The following is a 14823-nucleotide window of genomic DNA, read 5'->3' as shown; positions in this document are numbered from 1 at the left end:
GTGACGGCCCCGTCATCAGCACGACGTTTCATTTGTATTGCAATTGTATTACTGAGGCGTGAACTGGGAGCTTGTCGGCATGGGCGGCAGCAGTTTCGGATCGACATTATCCATATCCGCTTGTATCAAGCTGGCCATCCTGCTCTCCAGCGCGGGGACCTCCATCACGCCCTGGGTCAGCGGGTAGGCCCTGAGGGTATTCACGTTCACCATAAACGCTGTCGGGGTGGCAATCGGCAGGCCGTTGCCAAAGAAGGTCACGATTTCGTCGGCTATTGGGGCGTTCGGATCCGTCTTTCGCGGGATCATCGGTACCGGGAATGCGCTATCGCCACCGCCGTCCAGGGTGTAGGGATATACTCGGATATTGTGCCGGTCGGCCCAGCCCTTCAGCAGCGGGTCAAACTTCGCACTGTACTGGCAGTGGGCCTGCATGAAGACCACCACCGCGTAGTCCTTCATGTTCGCCTGCCGGCCGTCCGGTAGGGCCATCAGGCTTTCCTGAGGCACTGTCACTGAAGAGGGAACGTCAGCAGAATGGATCACGGGGTTGCCAGTTTTTGCGGCTTCAAGTGCCAGCAGCTCCTCGCGTACGCCCGCCTGTGCAAGCACGGGCATAAGCAGCAGCGCGGCCAGAGACAGCTTACATTTCATGGCTGTTCACCCCGCTACGCTTTGCCCGGCGTGCCTGCAGGGTCTGAATTCCGGCCCGGATAACCATCACCGCCGCAGTGGCCCACAGCCCGTAGCTCAGCCAGACCAGTCCGGCCTGTGTGTTGTTGACGGACAGCGTCATCAGCTCGCTTAGCACGAGCGCCATCATGCCCCAGAAGATGAGGCCGGCAAAAACACTAACGTTCATTTGAATTTTCCTTTTTCTGCAGAAACAAAAGCGAATGTTTATCGGATGAAATACGCTTTTGGCCAATAAGGATCAGGCGACGGAGAATAAACCACGAACCACAGCCAAACATCGCAGCCATAATCCATAAGTTCCACAGCATAGAATCCGTTGAACGAGCCCATAAATCGCTGTCCACGGGGCTACGCTGGCACAACACATCAGGCTCTCGGGGTACTGTCACGGACTTTAACTTCTTGCCAGAGTCCTGTTGTGGTATGCGAATGCCCCAATCCTTATCACTCATGCAATACATCACCTTACCGGCAGGTGCGCCTTCTGTAAGGTCTTGATAAGCCGTCAGGAACTGCCGGGAAAGTGAACCATCTGAAGCCGCTAACATCACCAGGAAATACAGCATCAGAGCGGGGCTAATGACAAGGGAGTAAAAGGCAAGCCGCCCTGCATCACGGATGAGGGTTAAAAGTGTATTTTGCATAAGAGACACTCAGGAATTAGGTTTAAAGCCAGTGGCCACATTCAGGAAACGCTTCGACAGATCGTCCTGGGTCATAAAGCCGTAGGAGAGTGCGCGAAAGCTTCGGCTTTTCGGGTCGACCAGCATCAGCGCCGGGAAGTGCTGGATATTCATCGACCGTGACTGTCCGGTATCCGGCCGGCTCTGCGGCAGCGTCGCAGCGATCTGCCCGTCCACCGAGACCGGAATAAGGGATATACCGTTGGTTTTCGCAAAGTCCGCCACCACCCCCGCCATCTGCACGTCGATCGGGTCACTGCCCCGATAGAAGTAGAACATCCCGTACTGCTGTGCCAACTGCGTAACCGCGTCCTGCTGCTTTTGCTGTTCACGGGTCTGCACAAACGGCGCCATGCTGTTGTAGTGAGGGTACTCAAGGTTGTAGTCCAGGTCAGGATGGCTCAACTGCGCGGCCGCAAAGGACTGGCTGAACATCGAGGCTCGGTCCGTCCAGAACTTCTGCCAGCGCAAAAAGGTCGCCGTGTTCTCCCGTGTCGGGTTCAGGATCGCGCGGTTAAGCGCCTCCTGCATGTAGCCTTTCAGTATGTTTGCCTGCTCTACCGCCGTCATTTTGCTGAAATCCGGTACTGGCCTCTGCTCAGGTGGTGGGGGCTTCACTGGCTCGGATGGCTTTTTCGGTTCGTTATACCAGAACCAGCCGGTGAACGGCTCGGCGGGGGTGATAATCTCCTCCCCTGCCGCCGACAGGCTGAGCACCGCCATGAAAAGTGCGGTCAGGATGCGTTTCATCATTTGCCTCCCTGCTGGTTTACCTGGGCGGCAATACGATCCTTAATAAGCTTCACCTGAGTCCCGGTATCAGGTATTTTCTGGTTGTTCATCAGATCTTCGTAGAAGTCCGCGAAGTTGATTTTGTCGAAGTCGATGCCCTGCAGTTCCGGGATGGTGATGCCCCGGCAGTCCGGGCTTTTCCCGCTGCCGAACCCGACGCGCAGTTGGTCGCGACGCCCCTGCTCCTGAATGATGCGAGCCAACTTGCCACCGAACACACAGTACACCCTGCTCTTCTGCACGCAGACGCCTAGCACTTCCTTATCACAGCGCTCCCCCACGTCCACGGTGACCTTTTTGGCCTTCGCCTTACCGAGTGCCATTTCATTGCTGTTACAGGACGCAAGGCCCGTATCAGCTCCCCAGCCGGAGTCCTTGCAGCAGTTGGAGAACCCGGCCACCGCCTTGCGGCAGCTCATCACGCTGCCGGTGAAGGCCCGCACGTCGATGCCATCTTGCTGCTTTTTCACGTCATCCGCAGCAGAGGCCAGACCCGCCAGCTTCGCCACGGCGGTATCGAATCCACTGTTTCCCGCACCGTTCGTGTCATCACAGTCCCCTGTCTGACAGATATATTCCCCGCCGCAAACCAGACCACTGGAGTTATAAGTTGTCTGACATTGCCAGGTTTCTGTCTGGTGGGTGCAGACACCCGATTCTTTCGTTGTACATGTCTGCGATGAACGTGTGCAGGAAGAATTCTTCATCAATGAACCACAGTTTCCCTCAGAAGATGTGGCGGTGACATAGGAATCAGAATATGCCCAGCAGCTGTTTGTCTGGCTGTACTGTTTGCCATCGACAATAACAGTGCGGGTTCCTCCCGGATCGATGCAGGTACTGCCTGCACTCGAGAGCGCTTTCTTTTTGTCAAAACCGCAACTTTCAGTCCATGTTGTCTGAGGAACCCAGATACGTGATCCAGTGCGTAGTACGATAGATATAACAAAATGGAACATTTGGCTGTCTTTTCCCAGGCGCCATACCGAAGGAACGCTATTGCTGCTGTCATCCCTGTTGTTAAAGGCGATAGTGAGTAACTCACCTGAAGAAAAAGTTTTTCCAGTCGGCATGCTATAAGAGCCGGATGTATCGTACATCGTCATTAATTTGCCAAGCGCGGTGATATTCAGGAACCAGGCACTATTACTGAAGGCTAAATTCTTTTTGAATGTATAACTCATTGATGCCCTATACACTGTGCCTGCAGGCATCGCATACGTAACTGTTGGAGAGCTAACATTCAGGTTGTCCGAATCAATTGTGATGGTTTTATAGCTATAGTTATCCTGATAAGAGCCAGTGATTTTGGCTGTTCTTCCACAGGTCTGAATGGCTGCAACATCTCTGTCGCAGCTGTAGTTCTGGAATGTCGTTTTCGATACGGAACTCTGAGTGCATTGCGATGATGTTCCATCCAATACACTACCAGCTGAGCTTTCCGCATCCTTACCTATGGTAATAAAGGGTGCGTTTGGATCTATTGTCGGTGGAGGGTTCGTCTTGGCCGAGTCAATGACTGACTGGCCAGCATTGCTATGCTGTAATGCATTTTGTCCATTTTCAGCCAAACCATTATCCCCTCCCCTTACACCGCCGTAATAGTCACTTTCCGGCGGATTCGCCGTGTAGCCCGGAATAGACCCGGTCACCGCCCCTGGATTGCTAAGGCTACCGGTACCCTGTCCGGCGTTGCCCTTACCGAACGCCGCTCCGGAGTTGTAGGCCTCGCTTGCGGCATCGGCCATCACGACGGAAGGGAGCAGCAGCATTGCCGCTGCAATCAGCTGTTTCATTGCGCCTCCTTCAGCAGACGTTTTGCGGTCTCCGCACAGTCACCATCTTTTGCGACCCTCTCCAGCGCCTCCTTCAGTGGGAGACTGCCGCGAATGACGTCATAGCGACCCGGGCAGGTCACAACCAGCGAGGGAATCGTTTTAATGTGGTATTCGGTGTAGAGCGTCGGATCGATTTGCACCCCGATGTTCTTGTCCTCTTTGGCCAGCTCAAACATGGCCGAGGCGGTCTGGCGCAAATCGTTGTTTACCAGCCCCCGCAGCGTTGCCGGGATACCGTAACGGTTCGCGTCTTTTAGCATCTGCAGAAGACCTTCACGGGGAAGGCCCAGGCTGACGAAGTACATCGCCGGGAAGGTCCGCTTTTCACCAACCTGCTGTTCGGCCTGCTGGCGACCAATGTCGCCCTGCAGTTTTTCGATAAGCGCCTGCTGTTCTGCCGGCAGTTGCATGCTGTTCCCCTGCAGTCGCTGCTTAAAATCCTCCAGTGACCGTTGCTGTTGCTTCATCCAGTCCATATCACTGGCCATGACGCTGGTCTGTTCGCTGGCTATAACCACCTGGGTGCAGACCATCAGGGCGCTGACCAGCAGCGCGCATTTGAGTACGTTTTTCATGGGCTTCTCTCACGAATAGACACAGTTGCGTTTGCGCCAGAGCAGGTAACCGAAGTTCTTCTTCGACTGCGGGGAGTTATGCGGCGTGCCCCATGTCTGGGTGCTTGCCCCAAAGGCATGGCAGCTGTTGGTTTCGGGGTACATGTTCACCATCTGATAGCGCCAGCGCTCTTTCGGCACGATGGGTGACGGATACTGGTAGCAGACCGCGTAGTCGGCACCGACCGTGTTCATCACCAGGCCTTCCCGGTGCAGCTTGAAGGCCATACGCTCCGTCACCAGTAACGAGGATTCCAGTGGCGAAAACTCACCGCTGGTAAAGCCAGTGAAGGGGTACATGCTGCCCTGACTGCCAGCGCACCAGAACAGCGGCGACAGCGGAACGCCGGCGGTGCTGGCAACGGCATCAGCCGCGCAGGCGGCCTGCGCTATCAGGTTGCCGAAGAGTGAGGCTTCGGGGTTGATCATCATCGACAGCGTACTGTCGTTCCAGAGCGGGTCGACCTCAGACATGTAGGCGATGTCCATATCGCCACCCTGGAAGCAGCCGGTGCTGGTCATGATGCTGAGCCAGGAGATAAGCGGATACTTGTACCAGTGAACGTGGTAGAACGCGCCGGCAGCAGGCCTGTCGCTCTGCCCCGCCGTACCGGTACCCGTTCGCCCCAGATCGATTTTGAAACCGCCCATGTTCACCATCACGCCCGGTTCGCGGGTCACGTCGGTCATCGCTGTGGGCTCCCAGTAACCTATTGCCAGCCCCATACGGTAGAGGACGCCGTAGGAGCAAATCTGGATAGGTGAGGCCGGGTTCGTCGTGTCCGGCTGCGGGCCGGAGGCCAGTTTGACGCTGCCGACTGACATTGGGAACAAACATTTCCAGCACACGTCCGAGATGGGGTTGACCCAGCGGCCATCACCCGCATTGGTTGACGAGGCTAAGGCCATCAGGGGCACCTGCAGCAGCAGGGCCAGTAACACGGCGGGAAGCCAGAAGAGAAGCTTCATTGTCCCTCCCGAAGCCAGACACAAATTGGACCGTCTTCCGTGTCGTGAATCGAACCGATAAACCAGTCCTCACCTTCCGGTACGGACGGCTCCCACTTGCTGGCATCACTGCCGCCTTTCTCCCATGCGGCTATCACGGCCGGGGACGCGTCGCTTTCCATCCAGCAGGTGGCGCAGGTCAGGTTGTGACGGGTCAGCCAGTCGCCAAATTCGCCGCGTCGTGCCTCATCGTTTTCAGGCTCAAAATACTGGGGGTGGGTCCAGAAGCCGTCAGGATTACGGACGACTGTCACCGGCCCGATGTGTTCAGGAAAATTCATGGTGTTCTCTCCGGGAGTGCCGCAACCACCGGACCGGCGGACGGGCGAAAAGCAGAAGGGGGATTAGTGTGTTTCGGTCTTCACTGCCGCTTTAATGATGAAGCTCAGACGTTCTTCTTTGCTCAGTTCTTCAAGGGCCAGCAAACCGGCCCGCAGTACGATAGAGGGGTAATACAGGGGATTTTCGGCAAGAATGGCATTCAGTCGCAGAGCCGATTTTTCGTCATGACGAACGGCTGAGATGGTCACATTCCGGCCCTTTGTGCATTCAGGGTCTTTTTTCATGGCGTTACCTTGTGGGGGTGAATCGAAAACCGGCGCGGCATTCAGGCTGAGGCGGAGCGCAACGCAGTGAGCACCGAACATCCTGAATGCCGCGCCGGTGGGTCAGTCTGGATCGGACGCAGAGGAGACAATGAAGGCGTATCCGTTGTCATCATCATAATCAGCCCCGTACAGTTCACCGGCTTCGAGACGTTCACAGGCCATCACCAGCCATTTCACAATGTCCCTGGTGTTTCTTCGTTTCGTTACCTGAACAAAAACGCTAACCGCCCGCTTCGCATCGTGCGCAGGCTTTTTAGTCAGATTTTCAAGACTGGCAGGCACGTCATGGCCGGCAGGTGCCGGGAAAAAACCCGGTGGCGAACTGCAGCTCTGCCGGACCAGCTCCGCCTGAACCCCCGGCGTCGTGACCGGCACTGGCTTCCTGACTACGCCATCCCATTCCTGAACGTCCATCTGCTCCAGCATAGAAGAGGCTTCTGTCAGGACGCGGACTATGTCACGGGTAAGGACGGACGCAGAGGCCGACACCGTTATCACCACCTGCTTCACCGGCCAGGCCATGTCCTGCCATGATTGTCTGCCCTTGCCCAAGTTATGGCTGACATACCAGCCCTGCGCTTCATTCGCTCGGATGAGCACGCTGAGCCAGGTGCCGGCGTAGCCATCGTTCACAGCCGCATCCTCGCTGTCTTTCAACGTCTGCTCTGATACTCTCGGCGTGATATAACACTGGCGCGCCCGGAAAATCCGGCGGCTGATTATCTGCCGGTCTGCCTCTGAGATCGTCATCCGCTTTGCTTCATCACGCGTCATTGCATAACCCGCGTCTGTCAGCGCCTCTCCCATCTCGGTGAGTAGCAGCTGGTAAAGCTCACGGTTGGCAAAGCTGTGAACTGCTTCAGCATGCTGCTTATCGGCAAAACGGATCATATGCTGCACCACGGGAATCCCTGGCAGAGCTAACCGTTGCTGCGCCTTACAGCGTCTCTGCGCCATAAGCTGGACTGTCAGCCAGACCGCCAACAAGCAAGCCACCACCGCAACGCCCGTCAGGTTTTCACTTTCGCGCAGGCAGGTTATCAGGCCCTGCAGTTGGCCGGGTTGAATAAAGCAGTCCGTCAGCGCCATGATCCCATCTCCTGCATCTTTTCCTTCATCAGTCCAACCAGATATTCTGGGAAACGCTCATCCCGCTCTTCCGGCTCGGTAAACTCCATGCCGTTCGTGCTCAGCCAGTTAAACCAGGCCTGCGTGGCAAAGACGTTGTTCCAGGATTCAATTTCGGGATACAGAGTTTTCAGACGCTCTGCCGTGCCGGTTCGCGTCGTTCTGTTGCTCAGCTTCTTTTGTTTCGCTGCCGGCACGGTCGTGCGCATTTCAGGAAACAGATCACCTAATGTGGTTGCCGTCATTTCTTTGCTCCTGTCATCGGAATTTCTTCCACCTTCAGTACGCGTCCATCGCGGGAGATGCGCACGGGGATATGCTGAAAACCAAACTTACGGGACAGGATGGCGGACTGGTCAAAGTAGATCCGCTCGTCAAGCGCATCGCTGGTCTCTTTGATGTTGCCGTTTACCAGTATGACTTTGTAACCGGTCTGGCCGGCGATCTGCTGTCGGGTCCAGTCCACCTGCTCCTTGTTATCGCCGTCGATAAAGTAGAGCACCTGGTTGAATGTCACCTTGTCCAGCGGATTCACCTGGTCACCCTTGCGGGCAATGATATTCCCCCGCATGTCTGTGATGGTTTCGTTCACGGTAAAGGTCGGGTCATACGGGAAGGTCCGGTAGGTCGTGGCGGCGGTCAGGCCTTCGACTGGGGCGGGACGCACGGCATTCTTTTTCACCCGCTCCGTCGCCTCTTCCCGGAGCCTGTCCAGCTCGCCGGACTGCTCCATGCCCTTCAGCCTGTCCTGAATGAAGACCAGCATGTCCTGCTCCGCTGGCTCAAAGACGTTGCCCCATGTGCCCAGGTCCTTTGCCCCGGCGCTGGCGGAGAGTGCCAGCGCCACCAGAGCGGTCAGCTGCAGTTGTTTTCTCACAGGTCCTCCTGCATCCGGCGGGCGATGTCCGCTTGAATTTCAGCCGTGATATCCGGCTGCGTGCTGATGACCGCAGGTTTCACCAGCACGATGGCCTGATTATCTGCCTGCCAGTCCCGCAGACTGTCGTTCAGCGCGGTATTGAAGCGAGCCGTCAGTACACCGGCTTTCGCCTCATCCAGCTTCATTTGCGAAGACTGTTGAATAAAGAGGTCGACCGTCCCCTTCATGTCGAACACCACCACGTCCGGCGTGACCGCTTTTGCCGTGACATACGCCACACCCGTTATGGCCAGCAGTGCGGCGATCGCCAGTACGCCACCTTTTACCCGGCGGGATGTCAGCCGGCCCACTATTGTCACGCCGTCCCGGACGGTGTCACCGTCATACGGTTTTTCGTTTTCGTTACTCATGCGGCTTTCACCCATTCTTCAAGTTCACGAAGTTCTGCCCCGTACTTCTTCTCGGCCAGCAGGTACGCCGCCTCATCTGCCGTTGCGCCCGCTTTCTGCGCGTTCTGCATGAAGGCAAAATCCTCGCCGCGCGAGCTGAACATGGCGCGTGTCACCGGGTCGACAAACAGACGGTGGAAGGAGCTGAACTCGCCGGCACTAATAAGCAGGGAGCTGTAGCCGGTCTGCAGCGCCGGCTGGAAGCCCTTAATGACGTACTTCTCCATCTCAGTGAACTGGTCCGGGTTATCCGCCAGATACTGTTTGAAGGCTCTCGCATCCTGCAGCAGGGTGATTTTGGTGGAGCTGTTGTTCCAGGCCGCTTCCGCTTCCTTGCTGGCACTGAAGTCCTTAATACCCTGGGTGATGGTGATAAAGGAGCCACGGTGACGGCGCACGGTACGGTAGCCGGTTTCGATAAACCTTGCGGCGTGCGGGTTGGAGCCGCCGAGCAGGCGCCAGGCTTCGTCGATAATGCAGACCTTTTTCAGGTCGCGTGGGCTGTGGTACATCTTTTCCTGAATCGCCAGAATCAGCGAGAACAGGATGGACGACAGCAGCTTTGGCTTGTCCTCCAGACTCAGCAGCTCCAGCACCGCAAAGCGGGTTTCACCGTCCAGCGTCGGCTTGTCGGCGTTGAAGTATTCGCCGTCCGGTCCCCATGTGCAGTAAGTTTCGAGTAACATGGCCAGCTCGGCCAGACGTGCGATAATCGTCGGCTTGTCGGCAAAAGAGGTATTCACCTCTTCGCTGGTCAGGTAGTTGTGCACGTCATCAATACGGGCGCCATGCTGTTTCCTCTCCCAGGCGTCCATGACCGCTTTCTGCAGGATGGCCTCACAGACGCCGTCAAGCGGCTCGGTGGGACTTGCCAGCACCGTCAGCAGGCGCACAATGCCTTCTGCGGAGTGCCTGATGTCCCGGACGTTGGCGAACGGGTTGAAGCGCAGCTTCGCACCGTCGAGGTAGACGCCACCTGCCTGATGACAGTAGTTCTTATATCCATCCCCCATGTCGATAACCCAGGCAAACCCTCCGGCGTTAAGTACATCGCGGAGAATGCTTTGTATCAGGAATGTTTTCCCTGCTCCTGAGGTTCCCGTCACGGCAATATTGAAGTTGGTGCTGCCGTTCTCCTCCCCGAACATGTCAAAGAAAGCGACCTGGTTGCGGTAGGTGGGCAACGGCATCCCCAGATTCGACAACTGGCGCTCGGCCACCACTGGCATCAGGTTGACAGCGTTCCAGGATTTGGCACGCAGCGTGGCCCCGGTCATTTTCAGATCCTCCCACATCCCCTCCTGCATCACGAACGGGAAGCCGGCCAGCCAGTTACGCATCTGCTGGTACTGCACTGTCACCATTTCCAGTTCGTTCTTACGGAACACGTTAACGGCGGCAAGCTCACAGGACTGAGCATCTTTGTTGTTATCCGGGGTGAATAGCGTCAGGTTGAAGTAGGTCCGGCACAGCGCCGCTTCGTTGGTGGACAGCTCCTCTCGCGTCCGACGCCATTCATCGGCCTGGCGCTTTGTGCCCGGGAACAGTTGGCCATACGCAGACTGCGCTTTTTTTGACAGGTCCATGTCCTTGCGCAGCGCTTCGTTCTGGCTACTGGTCTGCTCTTCCAGTTCGGTGGTCCAGGTCAACATAAAGGGGCACGGGATGCCGAGGTCCGGAAAGCGCAGGTTCTGCAGGTTGTCAGCACCTGACCAGAGCGCAAAGCGCTTCGGGTTCTTACTCATCTGCATGTTGATCACCCGGCAGCTTGAAGCTGGCAGCCGGGTACCGTCAGGCTCAATGCTTTCTGGCAGTTCCACACGAATATGAGAGGGGCGTACCCGCACATCGATGGCCGGATCGACCACCTGACGGTTCAACTGCTCATCCTCGTTGTAGTCACTGCTGGAAGTCATAACCTGCTCCTGCCGGTAATTCATCATTTCACGCATGACCGAGAGGAAAGCATTGACGTCGGTGTTAATGGAATCGATGCGCGCGGCGCTCAGTGACACGCGTATGGTGTTGCGGATCTGCACGAGATCGTCCATGACCTGCTGGGTAAAGCGCTTCGCTGGCTTTCCAAACACAATGAAGATGCGGTAGTTGCGCAGGAACAGCGGATAATCACGCTCGTTAGCCAACCCTTTCAGTGCCGAGCGTTGCCAGAAGGCGCGGGTGATTTTGTTGAGGTGATCGGACATCTGACCTTTCCACATGTCCGCGCTGACGCCACGCTCGATACGCTCACCCACGCATTTACTGGCGGTCAGGATGACCGTAACCGGTGTCTTGCGGGGCAGCTTCTTACGGAGCATGTCGTCCAGAGCGGCCACTACCTGCTCATTAGCACCGGGCAGCGGCGCGGCTTCAAGAATGAAACCCGCCGTACCTGCATTCACAAACAGCTCGTTGATGTCGTCGTAGTAGCGGTACGGCAGGGAAGCAACCAGCGACGGATAGTCCCAGGTCTGTTCGAGGTTGTTACGGGCCGTGGCGGCACCGTCAGTCTCCTTACCGTTTTTCAGCATGCCTAAGAGGTTTTCGATTACGCTCATGACCTGTCTCCCGGCATCAGGTTCTGAAGGGACTCTTCAACTTTGCCCTCTTTGCTCTGTGACTGCTGTCGGGCAGACTCTGCCGCCACGGTCAGACCCGATGAGAATTTGCGGGTTCTGCTGAACCAGTCCGCCGGCAGGGGCATGCAGTCATGCATGTCAACCGGAGTTATTACCGTTTTGCGCGTGGTCATTCGCCGCCCTCCCCGATGACGCGATAGCTCTCATCCCAGTGGGATTTGTTTTTCACAAACTCAACTACGGCGGGCTGATGGAAGTTGTCGTCCGTGTCCACCCAGGGGGCAATCCACAGGCGCTGGGTGGCATCCGGAATACGTTGAACCGGTACGCGGCCTGCCGTGTTCACCGGCGTTACCGGGGTCACATGGCTTGTCGTGACCTGCGGGGTCACCACTGAACCTGAGCCTGCCGGCGCGGTGGCCAGCGGACGCGGAGCAATGGGTTTTGCGGCCGGCGTTCCGGTTGCTGCGACGGAGACAGGACGCTGCGGGTTAACGACAGGCGCTGTGTTACGCAGTGCCGGCAGGGATTCACCCGCAGGCTTTTTTGCTGTTTTTTCTGACGACAGGTCTTTCAGGCTTTTGCCCTGCGCGGCCAACTTGTTGGCTTCACCGGTGGTCAGGCACTGGTCGGTGGCAGTCTTGTTGCAGTCGAAATCGCCATTCATACCGGCGCAGCCGGTTAAAACGCTGCACAGCAGTGCAGCGCCCATCAGGTTTTTCATGGGGTAACTCCGGTTAGGGGGATAAATCAGGTGAATAAGGTGTTCGCTTACTTAGTGGGGTATGTCAGGGGTCAAGCCGGTTTGTTTTCCTCTTTTCCTTCCTTTTCTACTGCTGCCAGCTCTTCGTTCAGCCAGTGCTTAAGGTCATGCTGTCGTAGCTTTCCGGTAAAAGCGACGGCCTTCATCAGGCCCAAGTAAGCCTCCTTATTTATGGGTCGGTAATTGAGGAGTTTCAGGTGAATATCTTCCGCACTGTTACCAGTTCCCTTCCCTGATAGCAGCAGCATCGCCAGTCCGACCAGTATGGTGATAATTCCGAAGACGAATGCAACCTTCTGAGCATTAAACATCATGCTGAATACCAGCAGGACAGCACCAGCGCATGTCACCATCAGACCGTAATACAGATCTGATGTATCCGTTTTGCCTTCACGCTCCCACGTCAGAAAATCATTTCTGATGGTCTGTAATGCCTTCGTTTGTTCAGGGTTCATGCTTTAAAGCCTCACGATGAAGAGGGAAAGTACTTAACTTATTTATCATTCCTGCAGGCTGAAACAGAATTGAGCGGAGTATCCAGCGCTTCATTGCGTACCCCTTCTTCCCAGCCTCTCAGGTCTCTTCTGATGCTTTTCAACAACGCGGCGTTTTCCGTTTTATTTCGCATAACCAATCCCTCAGTTGATGGTGTCACCGAGGCGCAGCTGGCTGGCCTGGCGAAGCACGTCATCCGGGTTGATGTTGCCAACCGACACGGTGCTGGTTGAGGTGGTCTGCTGTGAGGCCGGTTGAGGCGCAACGGCGTTCTGCGCGGCATTGCCAGCAGCCTGTACTGCTTCCTTCGCTTTCTGCTCTTCGGCGTCTTCCAGCGTTTCAAGGCGGAAGCCCTCCTGAAACACCACCGTGACGAGGTTGCCGGCACCGATGTCAATCACCGGGTGGTACTGCTCGGCGCGCTTAATCCAGTACTGGCTCAGCGTGTCGGCAGCCTTATTCGCCCCACCGCCGAAACCCTGCTTAAACACGTCGCCGGCACCGACATCAGCCGTGGCACCCAGACCGACTGCCGGGGTGGCAGCAGACTTGATACCCTCACCAAAGCCGGACAGGAGGCCTGCCGCGCCGGCGTAGCCGATGATTTTGCCGTTACGCATAACCGGCTTGCCGCGAATACCGCCCTTGCCCTGGTAGCTGACGTGGCCGTTAAACGCCATGTCGATGTGCTTGCCGTTCTTCAGTACGCAGCTGATCGATTTTGTGCGCACTTCGCCGCGCTCGCTGGAGATATCGCCCCAGATTTCCCCCACCACAAAGCAGCCATCTGCGCTGTATTCTTTGTTGTTTGGCATCTGGATGCTGCCCTGCAGGCGGAATGTCACAGGCCGGGTGTTCTGCTGGCCGGTCACGCTGGCGTTGGCGTCTGCCCCCTCAATCATGATGGCGTCGGAGAAGGAGCCGGACGGAATCCATGGCAGCTTCGTCGGTTTCTTTTTCAGGCTGTCGTAGTTAAACGACGTGGTGGCCAGACCGCCGGTGATGCGCTGGCCGGAGCCTCCCGGATAGAATCCAGCGCCCTGCCCCATGTTCACTGCACCAGTGGCGGCCGGTACGGAAGTCGGGGTAACGGTGTATTCAGGCGGTCGGGCCTGGCCGGCAGCAACCGGACCGGGAAGTGGCGTTCCGTTCGCGCCGGCAGGTGGTGTCTGCTGGCTCGTGGTCTGGCTGCTGCCGGGGGCTTTCGCGAGCTGCTCGGTCAGGCGCGCAATCTGCGCGTCCTTATCGGCCAGCTTCTGTTCGGTGGTGAGTTTGTTCTGGGCTACCTGCTGCGACAGGACCGACATCTGCTGCTCGAGCGCAGAGGTTTTGGCCTGCTGCTGAGTCAGCGCGGAGTCATTGACCTGCTCGCTGAAGGAGGCGGTGACGACGCCGGCCATGTTAGGCGCGGTCTTTTGAACCGGGTGTTTTTTAGCTTCCTGATGCTGTCCATACCACATCACGCCGCCGGCGACAGCGCCGCCTCCGACGAGGAGTCCTGCCAGAATTGCGAGCTGATTACGGCGGGTTTTCAGATTTTCGTTCAGACTCATGAGCGCGGCACTCCCTCATCCGAAAACACAATCCAGACATACCCTTCACCGCCAGCGTACAGCTGGTTCTGCGAGAGCATTACCGCCCGGACACCTTTGCGCCAGAAGTCGCGCTCACGCAGGCTTTGCGTGATGCTTCCGTGGTTGTTCATGCGAAAGCGAACAACCCGCAGGTGGTTGCCGACGAACTGGCGTTCCGGGGTGAGTCGCACACTTGTTGCAGGTGTGTAGGCGGTCATGCGACTGACCGGGTATTCCTGATAGTCATCCGGAACCTGGCCATTCACGACGGCGCGGGACAGGGTGACCAGGGTTTTCTCGTAGGTCTGGCCTTCTTCCCATGCTTTAGCGTCGTCGTTCTTACGCAGTGGTGGTGACATGGGTGTGAAGCGTAGAGTCCGTCCGTTGCCAGGCTGCGGTCTGACGTTCAGGCTCAGTGAAGAGCCACGGTCGGTCTGGATAAACATCGTGTAGTTCTGGCCAACAAGCGGCGAGAGAATCAGTGCGCCATCTTCGGTGGTGCTCTGGTCATACGCGCCGGAAGGCCCGCTGATGCTGGTAATCAGTTCCCCTTCGATAACAACTTTGTTGGGGCTGTTATTGCTGAGAGTGACATTAAAGGCGGCGTCATTCTCAAACGGGATAGCGGCAGGTGCGGAGGCGGCCCGGAGGCCGCCTGTGAATAACCCTGTCGCCATTAACACAGCAGCAGCTACCGGTGAAAAACGCTTTTTCAT

The 14823-nt window shown here is 56.9% G+C and carries 19 protein-coding genes; all 19 read right to left on the bottom strand.

Features of this window, described 5'->3' with window-relative positions:
• Nucleotides 1-48: 48 nt before the first annotated feature.
• Nucleotides 49-654, bottom strand: coding sequence for an F-type conjugal transfer protein TrbB (trbB, locus tag KI228_RS23900; protein ID WP_141227204.1), 606 nt, complete (start codon nucleotides 652-654; stop codon nucleotides 49-51).
• The gene (locus KI228_RS23895; protein ID WP_141227203.1) at nucleotides 644-862 is read right to left on the bottom strand and encodes a hypothetical protein; all 219 of its coding nucleotides are present in this window, start codon (nucleotides 860-862) and stop codon (nucleotides 644-646) included. Before KI228_RS23895 ends, trbB begins: the two co-directional genes overlap by 11 nt.
• Nucleotides 852-1340, bottom strand: coding sequence for a hypothetical protein (locus KI228_RS23890; RefSeq protein ID WP_141227202.1), 489 nt, complete (start codon nucleotides 1338-1340; stop codon nucleotides 852-854). The genes KI228_RS23895 and KI228_RS23890 overlap by 11 nt, the downstream gene beginning before the upstream one ends.
• Nucleotides 1341-1349: 9 nt before the next feature.
• On the bottom strand, nucleotides 1350-2129 hold the full coding sequence (traF, locus tag KI228_RS23885; protein WP_141227242.1) for a type-F conjugative transfer system pilin assembly protein TraF: 780 nt from the start codon (nucleotides 2127-2129) through the stop codon (nucleotides 1350-1352).
• On the bottom strand, nucleotides 2129-3967 hold the full coding sequence (traN, locus tag KI228_RS23880) for a type-F conjugative transfer system mating-pair stabilization protein TraN (RefSeq protein WP_141227201.1): 1839 nt from the start codon (nucleotides 3965-3967) through the stop codon (nucleotides 2129-2131). The genes traF and traN overlap by 1 nt, the downstream gene beginning before the upstream one ends.
• Complete coding sequence (gene trbC, locus KI228_RS23875) at nucleotides 3964-4584, bottom strand: type-F conjugative transfer system pilin assembly protein TrbC (protein ID WP_141227200.1); 621 nt, start codon at nucleotides 4582-4584, stop codon at nucleotides 3964-3966. Before trbC ends, traN begins: the two co-directional genes overlap by 4 nt.
• 9 nt (nucleotides 4585-4593) lie before the next feature.
• Nucleotides 4594-5592, bottom strand: a complete 999-nt coding sequence (gene traU / locus KI228_RS23870) for a conjugal transfer pilus assembly protein TraU (protein ID WP_141227199.1) — start codon at nucleotides 5590-5592, stop codon at nucleotides 4594-4596.
• The gene (locus tag KI228_RS23865; protein WP_141227198.1) at nucleotides 5589-5912 is read right to left on the bottom strand and encodes a hypothetical protein; all 324 of its coding nucleotides are present in this window, start codon (nucleotides 5910-5912) and stop codon (nucleotides 5589-5591) included. The genes traU and KI228_RS23865 overlap by 4 nt, the downstream gene beginning before the upstream one ends.
• A 63-nt stretch (nucleotides 5913-5975) precedes the next feature.
• A complete protein-coding gene (locus KI228_RS23860) occupies nucleotides 5976-6197 on the bottom strand; it encodes a hypothetical protein (protein WP_141227197.1) in 222 nt (73 codons plus the stop codon).
• A gap of 102 nt (nucleotides 6198-6299) precedes the next feature.
• Complete coding sequence (locus tag KI228_RS23855) at nucleotides 6300-7328, bottom strand: hypothetical protein (RefSeq protein ID WP_141227196.1); 1029 nt, start codon at nucleotides 7326-7328, stop codon at nucleotides 6300-6302.
• Nucleotides 7319-7612 carry a hypothetical protein gene (locus tag KI228_RS23850; RefSeq protein ID WP_141227195.1) on the bottom strand — a complete coding sequence of 98 codons (294 nt, stop codon included), beginning with the start codon at nucleotides 7610-7612 and terminating at the stop codon, nucleotides 7319-7321. The genes KI228_RS23855 and KI228_RS23850 overlap by 10 nt, the downstream gene beginning before the upstream one ends.
• The gene (traW, locus tag KI228_RS23845; protein ID WP_141227194.1) at nucleotides 7609-8244 is read right to left on the bottom strand and encodes a type-F conjugative transfer system protein TraW; all 636 of its coding nucleotides are present in this window, start codon (nucleotides 8242-8244) and stop codon (nucleotides 7609-7611) included. Before traW ends, KI228_RS23850 begins: the two co-directional genes overlap by 4 nt.
• Entirely contained in the window at nucleotides 8241-8657 is a 417-nt protein-coding gene (gene trbI, locus KI228_RS23840) for a type-F conjugative transfer system protein TrbI (protein WP_141227193.1), read from the bottom strand. Before trbI ends, traW begins: the two co-directional genes overlap by 4 nt.
• A complete protein-coding gene (gene traC / locus KI228_RS23835) occupies nucleotides 8654-11254 on the bottom strand; it encodes a type IV secretion system protein TraC (RefSeq protein ID WP_141227192.1) in 2601 nt (866 codons plus the stop codon). Before traC ends, trbI begins: the two co-directional genes overlap by 4 nt.
• A complete protein-coding gene (locus tag KI228_RS23830) occupies nucleotides 11251-11448 on the bottom strand; it encodes a hypothetical protein (protein ID WP_141227191.1) in 198 nt (65 codons plus the stop codon). The genes traC and KI228_RS23830 overlap by 4 nt, the downstream gene beginning before the upstream one ends.
• Nucleotides 11445-11999 carry a type IV conjugative transfer system lipoprotein TraV gene (traV, locus tag KI228_RS23825; protein ID WP_141227190.1) on the bottom strand — a complete coding sequence of 185 codons (555 nt, stop codon included), beginning with the start codon at nucleotides 11997-11999 and terminating at the stop codon, nucleotides 11445-11447. Before traV ends, KI228_RS23830 begins: the two co-directional genes overlap by 4 nt.
• A gap of 71 nt (nucleotides 12000-12070) precedes the next feature.
• On the bottom strand, nucleotides 12071-12493 hold the full coding sequence (locus KI228_RS23820) for a hypothetical protein (protein ID WP_141227189.1): 423 nt from the start codon (nucleotides 12491-12493) through the stop codon (nucleotides 12071-12073).
• A gap of 183 nt (nucleotides 12494-12676) precedes the next feature.
• Nucleotides 12677-14086, bottom strand: coding sequence for an F-type conjugal transfer pilus assembly protein TraB (gene traB / locus KI228_RS23815; RefSeq protein WP_141227188.1), 1410 nt, complete (start codon nucleotides 14084-14086; stop codon nucleotides 12677-12679).
• The gene (gene traK, locus KI228_RS23810) at nucleotides 14083-14823 is read right to left on the bottom strand and encodes a type-F conjugative transfer system secretin TraK (protein WP_141227187.1); all 741 of its coding nucleotides are present in this window, start codon (nucleotides 14821-14823) and stop codon (nucleotides 14083-14085) included. Before traK ends, traB begins: the two co-directional genes overlap by 4 nt.

Source organism: Citrobacter amalonaticus, from assembly GCF_018323885.1.
GTDB classification, from domain to species: domain Bacteria; phylum Pseudomonadota; class Gammaproteobacteria; order Enterobacterales; family Enterobacteriaceae; genus Citrobacter_A; species Citrobacter_A amalonaticus.
This window is presented reverse-complemented; position numbering and strand designations above follow the sequence as displayed.

Excerpts from the sequence above, each read along its gene's own strand:
- KI228_RS23895 (WP_141227203.1), bottom strand. The coding sequence starts at position 862 with ATGAACGTTAGTGTTTTTGCCGGCCTCATCTTCTGGGGCATGATGGCG.
- traF (WP_141227242.1), bottom strand. The coding sequence starts at position 2,129 with ATGAAACGCATCCTGACCGCACTTTTCATGGCGGTGCTCAGCCTGTCG.
- traK (WP_141227187.1), bottom strand. The coding sequence starts at position 14,823 with ATGAAAAAGCGTTTTTCACCGGTAGCTGCTGCTGTGTTAATGGCGACA.
- traB (WP_141227188.1), bottom strand. The coding sequence starts at position 14,086 with ATGAGTCTGAACGAAAATCTGAAAACCCGCCGTAATCAGCTCGCAATT.
- KI228_RS23865 (WP_141227198.1), bottom strand. The coding sequence starts at position 5,912 with ATGAATTTTCCTGAACACATCGGGCCGGTGACAGTCGTCCGTAATCCT.
- KI228_RS23830 (WP_141227191.1), bottom strand. The coding sequence starts at position 11,448 with ATGACCACGCGCAAAACGGTAATAACTCCGGTTGACATGCATGACTGC.
- traC (WP_141227192.1), bottom strand. The coding sequence starts at position 11,254 with ATGAGCGTAATCGAAAACCTCTTAGGCATGCTGAAAAACGGTAAGGAG.
- KI228_RS23820 (WP_141227189.1), bottom strand. The coding sequence starts at position 12,493 with ATGAACCCTGAACAAACGAAGGCATTACAGACCATCAGAAATGATTTT.
- KI228_RS23860 (WP_141227197.1), bottom strand. The coding sequence starts at position 6,197 with ATGAAAAAAGACCCTGAATGCACAAAGGGCCGGAATGTGACCATCTCA.
- trbB (WP_141227204.1), bottom strand. The coding sequence starts at position 654 with ATGAAATGTAAGCTGTCTCTGGCCGCGCTGCTGCTTATGCCCGTGCTT.
- traV (WP_141227190.1), bottom strand. The coding sequence starts at position 11,999 with ATGAAAAACCTGATGGGCGCTGCACTGCTGTGCAGCGTTTTAACCGGC.
- traU (WP_141227199.1), bottom strand. The coding sequence starts at position 5,592 with ATGAAGCTTCTCTTCTGGCTTCCCGCCGTGTTACTGGCCCTGCTGCTG.
- KI228_RS23855 (WP_141227196.1), bottom strand. The coding sequence starts at position 7,328 with ATGGCGCTGACGGACTGCTTTATTCAACCCGGCCAACTGCAGGGCCTG.
- trbI (WP_141227193.1), bottom strand. The coding sequence starts at position 8,657 with ATGAGTAACGAAAACGAAAAACCGTATGACGGTGACACCGTCCGGGAC.
- KI228_RS23850 (WP_141227195.1), bottom strand. The coding sequence starts at position 7,612 with ATGACGGCAACCACATTAGGTGATCTGTTTCCTGAAATGCGCACGACC.
- trbC (WP_141227200.1), bottom strand. The coding sequence starts at position 4,584 with ATGAAAAACGTACTCAAATGCGCGCTGCTGGTCAGCGCCCTGATGGTC.
- KI228_RS23890 (WP_141227202.1), bottom strand. The coding sequence starts at position 1,340 with ATGCAAAATACACTTTTAACCCTCATCCGTGATGCAGGGCGGCTTGCC.
- traN (WP_141227201.1), bottom strand. The coding sequence starts at position 3,967 with ATGAAACAGCTGATTGCAGCGGCAATGCTGCTGCTCCCTTCCGTCGTG.